General features: G+C 35.1%; 20 protein-coding genes and 2 riboswitches. Of the genes, 9 read left to right on the forward strand and 11 right to left on the reverse strand.

Annotated elements, in window-relative coordinates:
* Positions 1-9 precede the first annotated feature (9 nt).
* Positions 10-225: a DUF3951 domain-containing protein gene (locus AC1Q8L_RS27810; RefSeq protein WP_000371402.1), complete on the reverse strand. Its 216-nt coding sequence runs from the start codon at positions 223-225 to the stop codon at positions 10-12.
* Positions 226-394: 169 nt separating this feature from the next.
* A riboswitch (SAM riboswitch) is annotated at positions 395-500 on the forward strand.
* 136 nt (positions 501-636) lie between these two features.
* Between AC1Q8L_RS27810 and AC1Q8L_RS27815 the strand changes: the two genes are divergently transcribed.
* The 5 genes from AC1Q8L_RS27815 to AC1Q8L_RS27835 are packed head-to-tail and all read left to right on the forward strand — an operon-like array spanning position 637 to position 5,937.
* Positions 637-1,554, forward strand: coding sequence for an ABC transporter permease (locus tag AC1Q8L_RS27815; RefSeq protein ID WP_000289326.1), 918 nt, complete (start codon positions 637-639; stop codon positions 1,552-1,554).
* Positions 1,555-1,571: 17 nt separating this feature from the next.
* Complete coding sequence (locus AC1Q8L_RS27820) at positions 1,572-2,576, forward strand: ABC transporter permease (RefSeq protein WP_000501539.1); 1,005 nt, start codon at positions 1,572-1,574, stop codon at positions 2,574-2,576.
* Positions 2,533-3,543, forward strand: coding sequence for an ABC transporter ATP-binding protein (locus tag AC1Q8L_RS27825; protein ID WP_000057269.1), 1,011 nt, complete (start codon positions 2,533-2,535; stop codon positions 3,541-3,543). The genes AC1Q8L_RS27820 and AC1Q8L_RS27825 overlap by 44 nt, the downstream gene beginning before the upstream one ends.
* Positions 3,540-4,313 carry an ABC transporter ATP-binding protein gene (locus tag AC1Q8L_RS27830; RefSeq protein ID WP_000205649.1) on the forward strand — a complete coding sequence of 258 codons (774 nt, stop codon included), beginning with the start codon at positions 3,540-3,542 and terminating at the stop codon, positions 4,311-4,313. The genes AC1Q8L_RS27825 and AC1Q8L_RS27830 overlap by 4 nt, the downstream gene beginning before the upstream one ends.
* A gap of 13 nt (positions 4,314-4,326) precedes the next feature.
* A complete protein-coding gene (locus tag AC1Q8L_RS27835; RefSeq protein WP_000714087.1) occupies positions 4,327-5,937 on the forward strand; it encodes a peptide ABC transporter substrate-binding protein in 1,611 nt (536 codons plus the stop codon).
* Positions 5,938-5,961: 24 nt separating this feature from the next.
* On the opposite strand, the gene AC1Q8L_RS27840 is transcribed toward AC1Q8L_RS27835, so the two are convergent.
* Positions 5,962-6,429: a YusW family protein gene (locus AC1Q8L_RS27840; protein WP_001221551.1), complete on the reverse strand. Its 468-nt coding sequence runs from the start codon at positions 6,427-6,429 to the stop codon at positions 5,962-5,964.
* 172 nt (positions 6,430-6,601) lie between these two features.
* Between AC1Q8L_RS27840 and AC1Q8L_RS27845 the strand changes: the two genes are divergently transcribed.
* The gene (locus AC1Q8L_RS27845; RefSeq protein ID WP_000949590.1) at positions 6,602-6,817 is read left to right on the forward strand and encodes a hypothetical protein; all 216 of its coding nucleotides are present in this window, start codon (positions 6,602-6,604) and stop codon (positions 6,815-6,817) included.
* Positions 6,818-6,858: 41 nt separating this feature from the next.
* Here AC1Q8L_RS27845 and AC1Q8L_RS27850 read toward each other — a convergent pair whose 3' ends face one another.
* From AC1Q8L_RS27850 to proC, 4 genes are all read right to left on the reverse strand, one after another.
* Positions 6,859-8,499, reverse strand: a complete 1,641-nt coding sequence (locus AC1Q8L_RS27850; protein ID WP_000731064.1) for a peptide ABC transporter substrate-binding protein — start codon at positions 8,497-8,499, stop codon at positions 6,859-6,861.
* A gap of 404 nt (positions 8,500-8,903) precedes the next feature.
* The gene (locus AC1Q8L_RS27855; RefSeq protein ID WP_000726467.1) at positions 8,904-10,544 is read right to left on the reverse strand and encodes a peptide ABC transporter substrate-binding protein; all 1,641 of its coding nucleotides are present in this window, start codon (positions 10,542-10,544) and stop codon (positions 8,904-8,906) included.
* 132 nt (positions 10,545-10,676) lie between these two features.
* Positions 10,677-10,781: riboswitch (SAM riboswitch) on the reverse strand.
* 152 nt (positions 10,782-10,933) lie between these two features.
* Positions 10,934-11,767, reverse strand: coding sequence for an aldo/keto reductase (locus AC1Q8L_RS27860; RefSeq protein ID WP_000604200.1), 834 nt, complete (start codon positions 11,765-11,767; stop codon positions 10,934-10,936).
* Position 11,768: 1 nt separating this feature from the next.
* Complete coding sequence (gene proC / locus AC1Q8L_RS27865) at positions 11,769-12,572, reverse strand: pyrroline-5-carboxylate reductase (RefSeq protein ID WP_001133010.1); 804 nt, start codon at positions 12,570-12,572, stop codon at positions 11,769-11,771.
* 186 nt (positions 12,573-12,758) lie between these two features.
* On the opposite strand from proC, the gene pnuC reads away from it, so the two are divergent.
* Positions 12,759-13,409 carry a nicotinamide riboside transporter PnuC gene (gene pnuC, locus AC1Q8L_RS27870; protein WP_000252484.1) on the forward strand — a complete coding sequence of 217 codons (651 nt, stop codon included), beginning with the start codon at positions 12,759-12,761 and terminating at the stop codon, positions 13,407-13,409.
* Between the two features lie 67 nt (positions 13,410-13,476).
* Here pnuC and AC1Q8L_RS27875 read toward each other — a convergent pair whose 3' ends face one another.
* From AC1Q8L_RS27875 to modA, 3 genes are all read right to left on the reverse strand, one after another.
* Entirely contained in the window at positions 13,477-14,328 is an 852-nt protein-coding gene (locus AC1Q8L_RS27875) for a GRP family sugar transporter (RefSeq protein WP_000353546.1), read from the reverse strand.
* 300 nt (positions 14,329-14,628) lie between these two features.
* A complete protein-coding gene (modB, locus tag AC1Q8L_RS27880) occupies positions 14,629-15,303 on the reverse strand; it encodes a molybdate ABC transporter permease subunit (protein ID WP_002152004.1) in 675 nt (224 codons plus the stop codon).
* A gap of 5 nt (positions 15,304-15,308) precedes the next feature.
* The gene (modA, locus tag AC1Q8L_RS27885; RefSeq protein WP_001032242.1) at positions 15,309-16,115 is read right to left on the reverse strand and encodes a molybdate ABC transporter substrate-binding protein; all 807 of its coding nucleotides are present in this window, start codon (positions 16,113-16,115) and stop codon (positions 15,309-15,311) included.
* 160 nt (positions 16,116-16,275) lie between these two features.
* On the opposite strand from modA, the gene AC1Q8L_RS27890 reads away from it, so the two are divergent.
* Positions 16,276-17,196 (forward strand): substrate-binding domain-containing protein, encoded by a 921-nt coding sequence (locus AC1Q8L_RS27890; RefSeq protein WP_002152003.1) that lies wholly within the window; start codon positions 16,276-16,278, stop codon positions 17,194-17,196.
* Positions 17,197-17,259: 63 nt separating this feature from the next.
* Here AC1Q8L_RS27890 and AC1Q8L_RS27895 read toward each other — a convergent pair whose 3' ends face one another.
* Positions 17,260-17,361 carry a DUF3948 family protein gene (locus tag AC1Q8L_RS27895; protein WP_001060018.1) on the reverse strand — a complete coding sequence of 34 codons (102 nt, stop codon included), beginning with the start codon at positions 17,359-17,361 and terminating at the stop codon, positions 17,260-17,262.
* Positions 17,362-17,615: 254 nt separating this feature from the next.
* A complete protein-coding gene (locus tag AC1Q8L_RS27900; protein ID WP_000423028.1) occupies positions 17,616-18,482 on the reverse strand; it encodes a LysR family transcriptional regulator in 867 nt (288 codons plus the stop codon).
* Between the two features lie 127 nt (positions 18,483-18,609).
* On the opposite strand from AC1Q8L_RS27900, the gene AC1Q8L_RS27905 reads away from it, so the two are divergent.
* Entirely contained in the window at positions 18,610-19,578 is a 969-nt protein-coding gene (locus AC1Q8L_RS27905; RefSeq protein WP_002152002.1) for a DMT family transporter, read from the forward strand.
* Positions 19,579-19,599 lie beyond the last annotated feature (21 nt).

Here is a 19,599-nt window from a genome sequence, read left to right on the forward strand (position 1 = left end):
TGTGCAGGGTTATTTTTTCTTCTTGCCATCTCCGTCTTCATCCTCAGATACTAATATTTTCTGTTCTTCGTGAAATTCGGAAATAGTTTGCCCGGTAATATTATCGAAAGGAGTATAAAAAGAAGTAATACGTTTCTTTTTAATAAAGCGTTTATAGGAGCCGATGATGACAAGTATAACGATTGTTAAGGTTAATCCTATAGTAGCAAGAAGTAAGGGGTCCATCTTATAACCCCTTTAACATCATTTCTTTTTATTATAAGCCGAAAACTGTAATTTCGATAAATGAATTAAAAACTGATTTTTCTAAATTTATCCAATCTGATTGACTTTTCAATTTTTCAGAATTATAATTCGAAATATACAATTTGAACCAAATAATAATATAGCAATTTACTTATCCAGAGAGGTAGAGGGACTGGCCCTATGACACCTCAGCAGCGGGTTCTGTAATAGGAACACCGTGCTAATTCCAGCAAGCAAGTCTTGAAAGATAAGTGATGGGCCTTTGTTTGTTAAGCCTTGATCTTATTTTTTAAGATCAAGGCTTTTTGTATTCTAAAAAGAGAAAAGGGAGTAATGGAAAAAGTACGTTCATAAAACAAAGTAAATCCATGTGTTTAGGGGGTTATTGAAGTGTATGTAATTAAAAAATTATCGGTTATGGTGTTCACACTATGGGTTATTACGACAGTGACATTTCTAATTATGCATATTATTCCGGGAGATCCATTTTCATCAGATGCAAAAATCTTTCCTGAAGAAGTGATCCAAAACATGAGAGCGAAGTATCACCTTGATGAACCGTTATGGAATCAATATGTTGCTTATTTAGACGGTGTAGTTCATTTTGATTTTGGTGAATCTGTTCAATCAACCGGGCAAGGTGTATCAGAAATTATAACAACTGGCTTTGGTCCATCAGCAATTATTGGTCTACAAGCACTTGTTATTTCATTGTTAGTAGGAATTGCGGCAGGGACATTTGCTGCTCTCTATCATGGGAGAGTAATTGACTATAGTGTGAGTTTGCTCGCAATTTTAGGTATTTCTATTCCAAGTTTTATTTTAGCGCCACTATTTATACAAGTATTCGCTATCCAATTTGAGTTTTTACCAGTAGCCTCTTGGGGAACATTCGAACATACGGTATTGCCATCCTTTGCATTAGCGTTAGGGCCAATCGCAGTTATTACAAGGTTTGTTCGTTCTAATATGATCGAAGTACTGCAGAGTGATTATATTAAGCTAGCAAGAGCAAAAGGTATACCAATTAAGAAGATTATTATAAGACACGCTCTTCGAAATGCGATTGTTCCAGTACTTACATTTGTTGGACCGTTAATGGCTGGACTCTTAACAGGGACTTTCGTTATTGAAAAAATCTTTTCAATTCCTGGCCTAGGAAAATATTTTGTAGATAGTATTTTTAACCGAGACTATCCGGTGATTATGGGAACAACGATTTTCTATAGTGCATTATTAATTGCTTGTATTTTCATTACAGATATTATTCATCGCATTGTTGATCCGCGTATTCGTTCTATTACATAAGGAGGGGGGATATTTAAATGGGAGCTTATGAGATTAATGAACAGTTATTAACGAAAGAAGAGAAAAAAGAATTAACGATAAATAAAAATCAGCAAACAATTAGCAGAAAGAAAGAAGTGTTTCGTAAGTTTATATCGAATCCAATCGCAGTTTTAGGAACAGTGACGTTATTGCTAATTATTGTTTTCTCGCTTATTGGCGAAAGTTTAACTTCATTTACTGCGAGTGAACAAGTAAAAGAGGCAACAAATTTACCGCCGAGTAGTGAACATTGGTTTGGAACAGATGATCTAGGGAGAGATATTTGGGCACGTACTTGGGCTGGTGGGAAGATTTCACTAACAGTTGGATTAGTAGCAGCTGCCCTCGATATAGGACTTGGTGTACTGATTGGTGGATTTAGTGGATATGTGAGAGGGCGTAATCGCCTTGGAACGTTAATTGATGAGTGGATTATAAGAGGAATTGAAGTATTATACGGCATCCCATATTTATTAATTGTTATTTTGCTATTAATTGTTATGAAACCAGGTCTTTTCACCATTATTATCGCCCTTGCATTAACGGGATGGATTGGAATGGCTCGTCTCATTCGAGCACAAGTATTGTCTTTAAAACAACGAGAGTTTGTTATTGCAGCAGAGCGATTAGGTACATCACATATGAAAATTATATATGGGCATTTAATTCCGAATTTAACAGGGGTTATTATCGTGAATTTATCATTTACAATTCCAGCAGCTATTTTTTCAGAATCATTTTTAAGCTTTATAGGACTTGGAGTACAATCACCAGCGGCAAGTTGGGGGACGATGACGAATGATGCACTCGGGACATTATTGAGCGGAGAATGGTGGCAGCTATTTTTCCCGGCAATCATGATTGCACTCATTATGTTCGCATTTAATGCAATTGGTGATGGTTTGCAAGATGCGATTGATCCAAAAATCGTCAAACGGAATCGAAAGGAGAAAAAACATGGCACAAATCTTATCTTTAGAAAACGTAACGTTAGCCGTTGAAAAAGAGAATATTAAGCAAGCGATTGTGAAACATGTTTCCTTTTCTATTAACGAAGGTGAAATAGTTGCACTTGTAGGAGAAAGTGGTTCAGGAAAAAGTGTCACAGCACAATCCATTATCGGCTTGAATCAAGAATCAATTCATATCGATGATGGGAATATAGCTTTCCAAGCAAAGGAATTAACGAATTTACAAGAGTCAGAATGGAATCAAATTCGCGGAAAAGATATTTCCTTTATATTTCAAGATCCGCTTTCATCTTTAAACCCAACGATGAAGGTAGGCAAACAAATTACAGAAGTAGTTTTGCAACATGGGAAAAAATCGAAAAGAGAAGCAAAGGAAATTGCGATTAACTTGTTAACAGATTTAGGGATACATGAAGCAGAGAAACGCTTTGAACAGTACCCACATCAATTAAGCGGAGGTATGAGGCAGCGTATTTGTTTAGCAATTGCGTTTGCTTGTCACCCAAAGCTTGTAATTGCAGACGAGCCGACAACAGCGTTAGATGTAACGATTCAGAAACAAATTATGGGGCTATTAAAAGAAAGAAAAGAAAAACAAAATACGAGTATTTTATTAATTACACATGATTTGGCACTTGTACGTGAAGTAGCTGATCGAGTAGTTGTTATGTATGGGGGACGTGTCGTTGAAAAAGGAACGATACAGGAGGTAATAGGTTCTCCTAAACATCCATATACGAAAAGTTTATTACAAGCAATTCCGAATATGGATGATTCCGAAAAGGTATTACGTGCTATAGAAGGAACGACACCTTCCATTGAAACATTAAATAGCTTTGGTTGTCCTTTTGTAAATCGTTGTCCAGTAGCGATAAAAGAATGTATTCATCGTTTTCCAGAGAGAACCACATATTCTAAGGAGCATAGTTCACATTGTTGGCAACATGTTCTAGAGCATAATAAAGCGAAATCAAAAGAGAAGGTGAATGCCTCATGACGACAGATTTAATTACTATAAAGCAAGTAACGAAAACGTATGGAAGTAAAAGTAAAGAAATCACAGCGTTAAAAGACATATCACTTTCTATTCCGAAAGGAACAACACTTGGCATTATTGGTGAAAGTGGTTCAGGAAAAACAACACTTGGAAAGCTCATAGCAGGGATTGAGAGTCCAACGTCTGGTGAAATTGATTATAACGGTCAAGTCGTTCACAAGCTGAAATCAGCTCATAGGCGAGATTTTTTACAGAAAGTACAGTTCATTTTTCAAGATTCCACAGCAGCATTAAATCCGCGCTGGAAAGTACGCGATAGCGTAACGGAAGGTTATATTTCATTCGGTTTAGGTGATAAAGGATTAAAGGATAAAGTAGCAGGTGATGCGCTAGAACGTGTGGGATTAGATAGACGATATATCGATCGCTATCCGCACGAATTTAGCGGAGGACAACGTCAACGAATTGCTATTGCAAGAGCGTTATTGTGTGAGCCAGAAGTATTGATTCTTGATGAACCAATTTCAGCATTAGATGTTTCATTGCAAATTCAAATTGTACATCTGCTGCAAAAAATTCAAAAGGAACAAGGCTATACATATTTATTTATCGCACATGATTTGCCGATGGTTCACTATTTATGTGAAAAAGTGGCTGTCTTATATAAAGGAGAACTTGTTGAATTTGGAAGTACGGACGAAGTGTTCCGTAATCCACAACATTCTTATACAAAAACATTGTTAGCATCAACACCAAAAATTTCGGGTTAAAGGAGAATGTAGGATGAAGAAGTTTTTACTGTTTATCATTATGACTGTTTTAGCGATTACTTCGGTCGCTTGCGGTAAGAAAGAGACGCAAAAGGCGAGTGCTGGTAAGGGAGAAGGCGATCGATTAGTAACGAATATTAGTAGTGATCCATACACACTTGATTCTGCTATTGCAACAGATAGCACGTCAGGTTATATAATTGGGCAGTTGTTTTCAAGTTTATATACGCAAGATAGTGATGGGAAATATCAAAATGAATTAGCAGAGAAAGAAGAAGTAAATGCTGATGGAACTGAATATACAATCCATTTGAAGAAAGATATTAAATGGTCAGATGGTTCTCCGATTACGGCAAATGATTTTGAATTTGCATGGAAGCGATTATTAAATCCGAAAACGGGTTCTATGAATGCGACAGAAATGTATTTCATTAAAGGGGCAGAGGCATATAATACTGGAAAAGGTGAAGAGGGACAAGTTGGTATTCAAGTCGTTGATCCTCAAACATTAAAGGTAACTCTTGAACATCCAGTTGCTTCTATTAAACAGAAATTAGCAAGCTCATTATTTATTCCATTAGCTAAAAAGTCGATTGATGATAATAATAAATTAAAAACAGATCCAAAAGAGTTAATTACGAATGGACCATTCAAGTTAAAAGAGTGGAAGCATAACCAGGCTATTACAGTACAAAAAAATAAAGAATACTACGATAAAAAGGTAACATTAAAAGAAATTGAGTTTCGTATTATTCCAGACTCTAAAACAGCGTATCAATTATTTAAATCAAAAGAATTAGATTTACTAAGTGGTTTACCACAAGAGATGATTGAAAAAGAAAAAGGAAATAAAGAATATAAGCGTGTTGCAGGATTCTCATCTTATATTTATTCGTTTAACGTAGAAAAAGAGCCATTCACAAATGCGAAGGTACGTAAAGCATTTTCATTAGCGGTTGATCGTAAATTTATCGTTGAAAAACTGTATAAAAATAATGCGCAAGAAGCATATGCATTCGTTCCAGAAGGAGCAAAAACACAAAGTGGTCGTGATTTCCGTAAAGAAAAAGGTGATTACGTTAAATTTGATCCAGCAGAAGCGAAAAAATTATTAGAAGAAGGTATGAAAGAACAAGGGTGGTCTACATTACCTGAAGTAACATTAAAATTCACTACAGATACACAACATAAAAAAGTAGCAGAAGCAATGCAAGAAATGTTTAAGAAAAATCTTGGCGTAGATATTAAATTAGAAAATAAAGAGTGGAAGAGTTACATCGACACATACAAGCAAAGTGATTTCCAATTAGCTTATATGGGATGGGGCGGCTCTTTATTAGATCCAATTACTAAACTAGATTTATATGCAGGTGATGGTCCGAATAACTATGCAAAATGGCATAATAAAGAATTTGACGCTTTAGTAAAAGAAGCAAAAGTTGAACAAAACGAAGATAAGCGTTTTGACTTATTGCATAAAGCGGAAGATATTATGTTTACAGATTCACCATTAATCCCAATTATTTTCCCAAGTGCTTCATATTTACAAAAACCATCAGTATCTGGTGTCCAATTCATTATCGGTTCTAGTCCAGAACTAAGATACGCAAAAATTAAAAAATAAAGAAGTAGGCAATCGCCTACTTCTTTATTTTATTTCTCTTTTGTATTCTTTTTTCGTTCCATCAGAGAAGACAACTTCTAAATCAAATTTTTGATAGTCTTTATCAAGTTTGAACACGTTCACTACTTGATCGATTACTTCTTGGTCAGCAGTATCTTTATCAAATTTTAACTCTTGTAGAAGTGGGCTTAATTTTGTAATAGCCTCGTCTCCTGTTAATTTTACATCTGCTTTATGATCTTCAATTTTTGCTTCCATTTTCTTATCAGCTGCTACATTTTTATAGTCTGCTTCGTAGTCTTTCTTTGTATCTTGGTAGTCTGCCTTTAAATCGAATTCATTGAAGTTTAGTTTTAAATCTGCAGGAGCCTCATTTTTTGCTTCTTCAGTCGTCTTTTTATTAGAAGTTGTGTCTTCTTTTGCAGGAGCTTTACATCCTGTTAATGCAGGTACTAGCATAAGAGCTAATAAAACTGATAGTAGAATTCTCATTATAAATTCCTCCTTATGTAAATTCGTTCTATACAAGTTTTTCCCAAAAACATGTAATTATGTATGTGTTGAAAATAAATTATTATCCTGTAGTCACAAGGGCTCATCCGCAATTTAAATAAAAAATGATTTGTATGTATATGGTAAATTGAAGTTGTGAGGAGGTACTGAAATGCTTTCTAAAACGTATCAAACGATCGGTCAATTATTTCAAGCAACATATGCAGCAAATGGCTATTATACAATAATATTCGGAGGAGTTAGTTTAGAGAGAAATATTATTTCATTATTAGTTATTGTATTGGTTACACAATTAGTAGCAGTGACGACTTTAGCTATAAAAGGAATGGTAAAGGGAAGAGGAAGCTCTGTAGTTAAAGTTGTATAAAAGTAAAAAGGTATCCTTCGTAGGATACCTTTTTACTTTTGTTATTTTGCAACTTCTGTCCACCTGTAGTTAAATTCACCGCCGAAGTCAGTCGTTACAAGTCCTTTAATGAAAGAGCGTTGTAAGTAAGAACGACCTTGTTGGTATAAAGGAGCGACAGCGCCGTCTTGTAATAGAATTTTTTCAGCTTGCTTCATTGCTTCAAAGCGTGCTTTTTCATCGCCAGCTAAATCTGTTTTCACTTTATGAATGAGCTCATCGTACTCTTTGTTAGAGTACTTATCGAAGTTATAAGCACTATCTGTTGTAAATAAATCTAAGAATGTAATTGGATCAGCGAAGTCAGGGCCCCAGCCGTCAATACCAATTTCATAGTCACCACTTAATAGTAGTTTCAACTGTTGTTTACGTGGTTGCGGTTTTAAATTCACTGTTAATCCATCTAAGTTCTTTTCTAACTCACCTTTTAAATATTCACCAGTCTTTTTAGCTAAAGCATTGTCACTTGTTAATAGTTCGATTGTTACTTTGTCAGTACCAAGTTCTTGTTTTGCTTTTTTCCAGTTTTCTTTCGCTGTTTTCACATCATCCTTGACTAGATTTCCATTTTCTTTACGGAAGTCATTGCCTTCTGGACTCTTTGCAAATTTCGCAGGAACCATTCCTTCAGCTGGAATAGCACCGTTATTTAAAATTGTTTCTACGTAAGCCTTTTTATTCATTGCGCCGTTAATAGCAAGGCGTGCATGTTGATTTTTTAATGTTTCATTTTTCTGATTTAGTCGTAAGAATTGAATGCCGACTTCAGCGCGTTCCTTGAAGTTTGGATCGCTCTTATATTTATCAACAAACTCTGCAGTTAAAGCAACGCGATCAATTTGTCCTGAATCATATAAGTTCACTTCTGTAGACTTATCTTTAACGACATTGAAGTTGATTTCTTCTAATTTTACCGTTTTAGCATCCCAATAGTTAGGATTTTTCTTCAATTGGAAACTTTGTTCGTGTTTCCAGTTATCTAATGTGAAAGCACCGTTGTAAATTAAATGATTTGTTTCTAAACCGTATTTATCGCCCTGAGACTTTAAGTACTCTTCATTAATTGGCAAGAATGTTGAGAATGTCGTTAAGCTTAAGAAGTAAGGAACAGGACGGTCTAGTTGTACTTCTAACGTTTTGTCATCAACAGCTTTGACCCCTAGTTGATCAATTGGTAATTGTTTTTGGTTTATTTGTTTCGCATTCTGTACATCGAAGAATAAGAATGCGTATTCAGCTGCTGTATCAGGATTTACGGCACGTTGCCAAGCAAAGACGAAGTCCTTTGCTGTAACAGGAGTACCGTTTGACCATTTTGAATCACGCAGATGGAATGTATATTTTGTTTTATCGGGACTAATGTCAACCGACTCAGCAACACCAGGAATCGGTTTATTATCTTCTCCCATTGCATATAAACCTTCAAAAACATTGCGCATTACATTCATGGATTCCCCATCCGTTGCTTTTGCAACATCCATTGTTGGAATTTCTGAAGCGAATGATAAGTTAATTGCTTGTTTATCAGGTACTTTATCGTTTGCTTTCGCTCCGCCTGCATTATCTTTATTTCCCCCGCAAGCAGTTAGTAATAGACTTGCCCCTAAAACAGATGCAACAACAGGTACAACTTTTTTCTTCATTGTTCGTTCCTCCCTAAATGTGTTGTTCGTAACGTCATAATGTCCATGTCTTGAAGTAGCTATAGAAGGAGATAGAACCTATTATAAATATTTGTTTATAGGTAATCAGGTGTTCTATATGTATATACATGTCGAGCTATAATCTATCGTTATATGTTTCAACTTAGTAGACATTATATTTTGATGGTGAAATATTTTGTTTCTTTGATTATTTAGAATATTAACACTGGAAAGAACTATATGTCAATAATAAAAATAGAATGTTAATTTCTTGGAATAATATATTAAAAAAGTAGATTCTCTTGTGTGAGAGAACCTGCTTTTAATATATTTTGCTAAAAAAACAATTGGTGTGGGCTAATAATAAGTGGGGATGAAGAACCCCCACTTATTACGGTTTTACTTTATTTTTCAATTTTTGCCCACTTGAAGTTTAATTGACCCGCAAAGTCTACTTGCACAATTCCTTTCACATAAGAACGTTCTAAATAAGATTCGCCTTTTTGGTAAAGAGGAGCGATAACAGAGTCTTTAAATAATATTTTCTCGGATTCTAGTAATGCTTCCCAGCGAGCTTTTTCATCACCAGCTAAAGTTGTTTTCACTTTTGCTATTGTTTCATCGAATTCCTTATTAGAGTAATGATCTAAGTTATAAGGGTTATTCGTTGTAAATAGCTCAAGGAATGTAATTGGATCCGCAAAGTCAGGGCTCCAGCCGTCAATTCCGATTTCGTAGTCACCTTTTAATAAAAGCGAAACTTGTTGCTTACGCGGTTGCGGTTTTATATTTACTGTTAATCCATCTAGATTCTTTTCTAGTTGCCCTTTTAAGAATTCACCAGTTTTCTTATCAAGGTCAGCATCACTCGTTAATAATTCTAATGTTATCTTTTCAGAACCAAGCTCTTGTTTAGCTTTTTTCCATAATTCTTGTGCAGATTTTGTATCAACTTTTGTTAAATCGCCGTTTACAGTACGGAAGTCTTTTCCTTCAGGTCCTTTTGCAAAGTTTTTTGGAACGAGACCAAATGTTGGTGTAGAGCCATCATTTAATAACGTATTTACAAAGGATTTTCTATCAATTGTTTGATCGATTGCTTGGCGTGCAGAAACGTTTTGAAGTACTTTGTTGTGTTGATTCATGCGTAAAAATTGTACGCCTACATTTGGACGTTCTTTAAAGTTAGCATCTTTTTTATATTTATCAACGAAGTCAGATGTTAGTTTTATACGATCTAATTGTTTTGACTCGAATAAATTTACTTCTGTTGATTTTTCTTTTACGACGTTAAAATTGATTTCTTCTAGTTTGACAGTATCTTTATCCCAATAAGTAGGGTTCTTCTTAAATTTAAAGCTTTGTTCGTGCTTCCAATCGCTTAGTGTAAAAGCTCCATTGTACAAGATTGTATTATCTTCTAAAGCGTACTTATCACCTTGTGCTTTAAAGAATTCCTCGTTAATTGGTAGAAATGTTGGGAACGCTGTTAAGCTAATAAAATACGGAACAGGACGCTCCAATTCTACCTCAAACGTATGGTCATCAACTGCTTTTACACCAAGTTGGTCGGCTGGAAGTTCTTTGTTGTTAATTTTTGTTGCATTTTTAATATCAAAGAATAGAAATGCATATTCAGAGGCTGTTGCTGGATCTACGGCACGTTGCCAAGCGAACACAAAATCTTTCGCTGTAACAGGAGTGCCGTTTGACCATTTTGAATCTCGCAAATGGAATGTGTATTTCGTTTTATCGCCACTTACTTCATGAGATTTTGCAACACCAGGAACAGGTTTGTTACCTTCACCAAGATTATACAAACCTTCAAATACGTTTCTCATTACTTGACCAGAATCAGTATCTGTAGCACGAGCCGTATCCATTGTTCGTATTTCAGTAGGTGAAGATAAGTTTAAAACCTGTTTACTAGGTGCCTCGTCTTTTGCATTTGCTCCGCTTGCTTCGTTTTTATAACTACCGCAACCAGTTAATAAAATACTTACTCCTACAACTGATGCAATACCGGGTACAAACTTCTTTTTCATTTGATTTTCCTCCTAAATAATTAAGTTTGGATGATGATGAGGGAAATGAAAAATAAAAAATCCCTCTTTTCATATTGAGAAAGAGGGATTTTTACGTACAAGTTATGCACCCGTATATAAACGAAGTCCCTCATTCTATCTTTCAAGCATAAAGCTTGCAGGAAGTGGCACAGTATTCAAAATGAACCTGCTGCCGAGGTTTCAAAGGGCCAGTCCCTCCACCTCTCTTGATACAATGAGTAAACGAATAAATTTTATTAATTTTTGTGTTTCTTTGATAATTCAAAATCTTACACCTTGAATAATGAAGTGTCAACCAAATGGAATATAGTTTAAATTTTCAGTTTTCTTAAACAGAAAAACCACTGCATATGGCAGTGGTTTTTCTACTAGAAGTTAAAGTTATCTGGATCTGGACCAACGCGACGATCTTCATTTAAAGCTTGAATTGCTTTCATATCATCAGCACTTAATTCAAAGTCGAAGATGTTTGCATTTTCAATAATGCGATGTTCTTTAATTGATTTAGGGATTGTTACAACTTCGTTTTGTAAATCCCAGCGTAAAATAATTTGCGCAGTTGATTTATTATATTTTGTCGCAATTTCTTGTAACGTTGGATTATCTAGTAGTTGTCCTTGCATTAATGGTGACCAAGCTTCAAGCTGGATAGTATGTTCTTTACAGAATGCATGTAGCTCTTCTTGTGCTAAACGTGGGTGGTATTCCACTTGGTTGACCATTGGCTTAATTTCAGCAATTTCAAATACGTCTTGTAAGTGGTGAATGTGGAAATTACTCACGCCGATAGCGCGAACACGGCCATCTTTATAAAGTTTTTCTAATGCTTTCCATGATTCAGTATATTTCCCTTTTACAGGCCAATGTACTAAATATAAATCTAAATATTCTAGACCTAATTTCTCTAATGTAGTTTCAAATGCTTGAAGTGTTGTTTCATATCCTTGATCGCTATTCCATACTTTTGAGGTAATAAATAATTCTTCACGTGAAACACCGGATTCACGAATCGCTTGTCCAACGCCTTCTTCATTTTGATAGATTGCTGCAGTATCGATGCTGCGGTAGCCATTTTTAATTGCTGCTTTTACAGAATCAATTACTTCTGAACCATCTTCTACTTTAAAAACACCTAAACCAAACCAAGGCATTTTTACACCGTTATGTAATGTTGTATAGTCTTTTAAACTTGTTAAAATCATATTATTTCCCCCTAGCTTTTTTGTTTGTTGCTTCTACTGCTTTTTGAATTGCCTCTGAAAAATTATATTCGTATAAAGTTTTGAGACCCTCAGCTGTGGAACCACCTGGCGTTGTTACTTGTTCGCGGAGGTTAGCTGGATTTTGCGTTTGCTCGAGCATAGAAGCAGAGCCAGAAATCATTTGAATGACAAGATGTTTTGCGGTTTCTTCATCGACTCCATAACTTTTTGTTGCTTCAATTAAGCTTTCAGCAAAGTAATAAAGGAAGGCTGGTGCACTTCCAGTAACTGCAGTAAGCTGATGAACTTCTTCCTCAGTACAAAGTTGCGAAGTACCAATACCTCTTAAAAGCAGTTGCAGGGTTTCTTGATGCATCTCGGTTACTGATTGTCCCGTTGTATATAAGGAGATAGACTTTCCAATTTCAGCAGCTGTATTAGGCATAATCCAAGCAACAGGTGTGCCTTTTGGGAGTCTAGCTTCTAAATAAGATGGTCCAATGCCAGCTGCTACTGTTACGACAAGTTGATTTGATATTAACGGAGATAGCTCAGCTAATAATTCTTCATGAGCAGAAGGTGGCATTGCTAAAACAACCGTATCAACAGATGTAATATGCTGCTTCCAATCCGTTGTAATAGACACATTATATCGCCTTTGTAATTGTTCTAACTTTTCTACGTTGCTTCGGTTAGAGATGATAATTTCTTCGATGTACTCTTTGCTTGTTTTAAGTAATCCGGAAAATATAGCTTCTGCCATACGACCAGCACCAATAAATAAAATTCGATGTTTGTTAGGCATATCCTTTATTCCTTTCTAGTAGAGATATGTTATAAAAACGATATCATCTTTAAGAGAATTTTGTAAAAAGAAAAGACTTACCGTAGATGGAATAGATAATGAGAAGGTGGAAATTCGTGGTAAAGGAAAGGGCTATTCCTTATACTGGTGATAGGGAATTTATTACACATCTGGGGAGAGATAAATATGGTTAGAAGTCCACTTTTTTTACTTGTTTCTAGTATTATTTGTGTATTAGTTGGATTGTATATTCAATCGAGTTATATTGAAATTTTCGCATCAATTATGGGGATCATTAATGTTTGGTTATTAGCGAGAGAAAAAGTATCCAACTTTTTATTTGGCATGATTACTGTTGCGGTATTTTTATACATTTTTATTACACAAGGTTTATATGCAATGGCAGTATTAGCCGCTTTTCAATTTATATTTAATGTATATGGTTGGTATTATTGGATTGCACGAAGTGGGGAGGGAGAGGTAAAAGCAACAGTTCGTTTAGATTTGAAAGGGTGGACTTTTTATATAAGTTTTATTTTAGTTGCTTGGATTGGTTGGGGTTATTATCAAGTCCGTTATTTAGAGTCAACAAGTCCATATTTAGACGCTTTAAATGCCGTATTGGGACTAGTGGCTCAATTTATGTTAAGTCGAAAAATATTAGAAAACTGGCATTTATGGATTTTATATAACGTAGTTAGCATTGTAATTTATATTTCTACTGGTTTATACGTCATGCTAATATTAGCTATTATTAATCTCTTTATATGTGTAGCTGGTTTGCTAGAGTGGAAGAGCAATTATAAGGGGCAAGAACATACAAATAATTATATCTAGAAAATAATTAGAATTAAAAAACCCCTGAAGCACATATGCTTCAGGGGTTTACTAATAGAATATAAGATTATGCTTTTGTCATACCAAGTAATACAGCGCCGCCTATAATTAAAACACTACCTAGTGCAATAAAGATCAATTGACGTTTTGTTTTCTTTTCACCTAAGAATACAATCGCACCGAATGTTGAGATAACGATTCCAGTTTGAGATAATGGGAAGCTTGTTGCTACTCCAACACGTGGTAATGAAAGAAGTAAGAATAAGTTTCCAGTTCCCCATAGTAAACCAGATAAAGCATTACGGATTGCATATTTGTTAAATGGTTTATGTTTAGATGTCAGTACAACCGCACCAACAAACATACCAACTGCTTGTGGTAAAATAGCAGACCAACCATCGATATTATACCAACGAATAATAATTACATATACAAGATAGCCGAAAGTAGAAACAATTAAAGTAAGAAGTCCTTTTTTCAATTGTCCTGGTGGCTGAGCATTTTCTTTATCATCTAGTGATGTGAATACAACACCAACTACGATTAATAGGATTGCAATCGTTCCCAGAATAATCGTTGTAGTAGTAGTCCACTCACGGAAAGCGATAACCCCAAAGATAGAAGTTGCAACAAGTTGCATACCAGTAGAAATTGTTACGGTAGTTGAAACACCTAGTTTTTCAACTGTTTTTAATTGGTTTACTTGTCCTAAAGCCCAGAATAAACCTGAAATAAACCCAACAATTAAGACTGTCATTGTTAAAGCTGGTTGAGTAAATACATACATAATTGTTGCGAAGAATAGAGCACCGATTGTCATACCTACCGTTTGGCTATATGCACCACCGCCCATTTTTACGCTTACTAATAAGATGTTTCCCCATGCAATTGCAGGAAGAAGCGCTAATAAAATGTCCATTACAAGACTCCCTTCGGTTTGCTATACCAATATAGTTACATATCGTTCTAACGATCGGTAATGCCCCACTAATAGAGTAGAAGATTACCGATCGCTAAAACAGGATGAAGAATTCACGATATAAATGCGTTTTCATTTCTTCATTTTTTGAAACACCTCCATATAATAACAGGAAATTGCCTATTTTAGAAAGTGAATTCAAATAAAATGTATATTTAAATAAGAGGTAAAATTCAGTTATTTCCCGGTGGTATATTTTATTTCCTAAGAAATAAAGAAGCAGCTTCCAAAAAAGCTGCTTTAAGGGTTAGTAATTCTTTTGTTAATAAGCTGAATACATAGCAGAAATAGGAGTGACATACTAATAGTGATAACCACAAGTGTCCAGGCGAGTTGCATATTACTTGCGTCAATGGCCATGTAAATTGCAGTCGGGATTGTCTGTGTTTTACCAGGGATATTCCCGGCAAACATGAGTGTAGCACCAAACTCACCGAGCGCGCGGACAAAGCTCAAAATCATCCCGCTTAGTAATGCAGGAAATGCGAGCGGAAGTGTAACGTGCAGAAAAACTTGATATTCACTTGCGCCAAGGTCACGAGCACTTTCTTCAATTTGTACATTTGCGATAGAAAATCCCGTTTTCGCTGATTGGTACATAAGCGGAAATGCAACAACTGTAGAAGCGATGATCGCAGCGGTAGATGTGAACATAATAGACTGCTGAAATAATGATTCAACCCACCTTCCGATCGGGCTGTTGTTTCCAAAGATGATAATGAGAAAGAAGCCGATAACAGTTGGTGGAAGTACCATTGGTAATAAAAATATGGTTTCTAATAGTACTTTATATCGCCATGAGGAGCGAGCTAGTGCTCGCCCGACAATCGTCCCTAAAATTGTAACGAGAATAGTGGCACACGCAGCTACTCTTAAAGATAGAAAGACAGGCGATATAATAGCATCAATGCTCATAGTAATTACGACAGGACTGTAAATCCATATTTCTTAAAGATAGATTGTGCATTTTTTGACTGCAAATATTCATAAAATGAAGTCGCCTCTTTCTTATGTTTAGATTCCTTTATAACACCTAAAGGATAGTGGATTGGCTCATGAGAAGTAGCTGCTGCTGTTTCACCAATCTTTACTTTATCTGAAATGAGAGCATCTGTTTTGTATACGATACCAGCATCGATATTCCCTGTTTCTACATATGTTAACACTTGGCGAACATCTTTTGTAAATACGACTTTATTTTGAACATCATTCCAAAGGTTTTCGTGTGTTAGAGAAGCTTTTGCATATTTTCCAGCAGGTACAGATTCAGGTGTACCAAGTGCAATTTTTTTGATTTTCTCATCTTTTAAATCTTGAAATTTTGTAAGAGAACTATCTTTAGGGATGACTAGAACTAGTTCATTTCCAAGAAGATTTTTCCCTTCTTTTTCATTAATGAATCCTTTTTTTACAAGGGTTTGGAATTTATCTTCTGCTGCAGAGAAGAATAAATCAGCAGGTGCACCTTGTTCAATTTGTTGTTGAAGTGCTCCAGAAGCACCGAAGTTAAAAGAAAGTTTAATATTGGGTTCTTTTTCTTTATATTGTTTTTCAATTTCTTTTAATGCATCTTGTAAGCTTGCAGCAGCTGAGATAGTAAGTTCAACTGCTTTTCCTTCTTTAGCAGTTGATTTCTCTTTCTTATCTCCGTTTGTACATGCAACACTAAATATAAGAAGAAAAGAAAGTATAAGTGCCCCAATCGAACGTAATGTAAATTTATTCATAAAAAAATCCCCTTTCGTTTTGACACATCTAATTATAACTAAATATAACTAAATATAACTAGTTATAATTGAATATAATTTGAACATATATCTATTTTTAAAAAATAGGAGAAATATTCTTTTCTTTGTTACAATGAAAGAAGAAAGTGAGGAATCGTCTATGGATCATCATTCCTACACAACGGAAGAAGTAGCAAAGCGATTAAAAGTATCAAAATTAACTGTATACGACTTAATTAAAAAAGGAGAACTTCCTTCTTATAGAGTTGGTAGACAGATGCGCATTGATGCAGCAGATTTAGATCAATATATAAAACAAATGAAAACAGGAAAGGTACAAGTTACTCCTGTAAAAAACGATGGTAGTAGTATCTTGAACACGTGTATTATTAGTGGTCAAGAACTAACGTTAGATATGTTAGCTAAACGTATAGAAAATCGTTTGCCAAGTTCTAATGTTTTAAGGGCGTATCAAGGTAGCTTAACAAGTTTAGTGAAAATGTATCAAGGAGAAGGAAGTATCGTTAGTTTGCATTTGTTTGATGGTGAAACGGGTACATATAATGTTCCTTATGTAAAACGCATTTTAGTAGGCCAGCCATGTATTATGATTAATTTATTGTCCAGAAATGTAGGATTTTATGTCCAAAAAGGAAATCCGAAGAAAATAAAGACATGGGCCGACATATCCAGATCCACTATAAAGCTTATAAATCGAGAAAAGGGTTCTGGTATTAGAGTGTTAGTGGATGAACAATTACGAATCCAAAAATTAAATAAAGCTGATATTAGTGGATATGAATGGGAAGAATCGAATCATCTGGGTGTTGCCACGCAAGTTGCAAATGGAAAAGCTGATGTAGGAGTAGGTTCAGAAAAGTTTTCGCAAATTGTAAATGTGGACTTTATTCCAATCATGAAAGAACAGTATGATTTAGTAATTTTGAAGAATAAAGAAAATGAAGAGCTGATTGAAGTCGTGAAAGACATTCTGCAATCGGAAGAATTTCATAATGAATTAAATGCGATTGGCGGATATGATATTACGAAAACAGGTCAAATTATATATGAAACAAACTAAAAAGCTGCTTGTCTATAAGACGAGCAGCTTTTTCTATATAAAGGGGTTTGGGGATACAAAGTGTTAAACAAGACCTTGAGCAAGTGTGTAAATGAAAGCCGTAAGAAGAGTAGCTCCACTTGCAAGTCCGATGAAGTCTGATTTGTTGAAAGTAATGTTGTTCATTATAATCTCTCCTTATTTGTTTAATGTAGTTGCAACAGCTTTTGCATCGACAAGTGCGGATAGCACCATGCCCATTGTATTTAATAATTTATTTGATTTCATATTGTTCATCATGCGTATCCGCTCCTTTTCGAATTGTTGTTGCCCTGCTTATGTCTTAATTATAGGAAATATGTTCACTTGCAACTATCGAATTAGCTTACGAAAGACTTACACTTTTGTAAGAAAAAAAGACATTCATGTAAGAATGTCTTTCACAGCATATTAATATGATGATGCTCTTCAATTGTTTTTAAAAAGCTACGCATTGAATTCGTCATATAGCTATCTTTACGGCGTATGAAAACCGTTGAAATACTGCCGTATTTTTCAGGGATTGGATGACAATGTACCTTACCTGCTTTAGAAAGATGATGGACAGCAGACTGTGGTACGAGTGTAATTCCGAGGCCGAGTGCAACACTGTTTAATATTGTCTCTAATATATTGAATTCCATAATTCTTTTTGGTAGCAAACCTTCATCTTTCAGCCATCGTTCTAGTTTGGAGCGGTATCCACATCCTTGGTTAAAAACGAGTAGAGGCGTTGTTGTAAATTCTTCTATATGAAAGGCTTTATTTTGTGTTACAAGCATTAATTTCTCTGTACTAACATCGTATTGTTCGATTAGTGGATGTTTAATAGGACCTGATATAAAGGCGCCATCTAATTGATGATCAAGTACTTCTCTAATTAATTCTTCTGTTAGACCCGCTTGTAATGATAAATCGACATTCGGATAGCTTTTATAGTAAGAAGATAAAATGGTAGGCAGTGTACTTACTGTTTCGACTGTACCGATTTTTAATATACCGGAGGGTGTTTCGCTATCTAAAAATATTTGTTTTAGTTCGTCGACATCTTGCAAAATTTTACTAACATAAACGAGCATTTTTCTTCCTTCAGCTGTTAAAGTCATTCCTCGTTTATGGCGGTAGAAGAGTGGGGTTTTTAATTCGTTTTCTAGTTGTTTAATACGTGCAGTTACATTTGATTGTACATAATTTAATTCCTTTGCTGCGCTACTTACACTACCCTGGTCGGCAACGCTTTTAAAGATTTGTAAGTCTCGTAATTCCATTTTGTAATCCCCCTTGATGTTAACTATCATTATAAATGATAGTTAACATCATTTTGAATCATTTTACGTGATATATTTTTTCTTTTACAATTCTCTTTGTGCAAATAGAAAGAAACGGGGGATTGCGGTGAGAAGAGGTCAAATGATAATAGGGGCTTTAGCGTGTTTAATTGCGAGTATGTCATGGGGAGCGATGTTTCCAGTTGCTGATCATGCGCTAGAATACATAGATCCATTTTATTTTTCGCTTATTCGTTATGGAGCAGTGGCGATAATGCTGATTGTATTGTTGTTAATGAAAGAAGGAAAACAGGCATTTCGTTTAGAGGGAAGAGGAAAGTTACTCGTCTTTTTTGGAACGATGGCATTTACAGTATATAATGTCCTCATATTTTTAGGGCAAATGTTAATGGGTAAGTCGGGTGTAATGGTAGCTTCCATTATGGAATCACTTATGCCGATGATTTCTATTTGTATTTTATGGGGATATAAGCATATAAAACCGAAGAGGTATATGATAACGAGTATGGTTATTGCTTTTGTAGGAGCTGTGTTTGTTATTACAAAAGGTGACATGAGTTTCTTTGTAACATTGAAAGATAATATGTTCTCATTAGCATTTATATTTATTGGTGTTGTAGGCTGGGTTATTTATACGATGGGTGGTCAAACGTGTAGTGATTGGTCAACATTACGTTATTCTACGTTGACGTGTGTATTCGGTACGACTGTTACAGGAATTATAACGGTAATTATTACGTCCCTTGGATATGTTTCAGTTCCTAGTATGGGAACGATTTCTATTGTGAAGTATGATTTGTTATTTATGATGACATTGCCAGGTATTGTAGCGCTACTTGCTTGGAACTATGGTGTGAAAATTTTATCATCTATTAATGGGATTTTATTTATTAATTTTGTACCAATTACGACTTTAGTTATTATGATGATGCAAGGGTATCAGATCACAATGTTTGATATTATAGGGACTGTACTTGTTATTGCAGCACTTATTCGCAATAACGTTTGCCAGAGAAAAGAAGAAAATATAAATAAGAGAGTTTTACAAGAAGAACAATTACGTCAAGCTGTTTAATAGGCAAATGGAGGATTTCAC

It is taken from the genome of Bacillus sp. GW823-FHT06A11 (assembly GCF_058795355.1).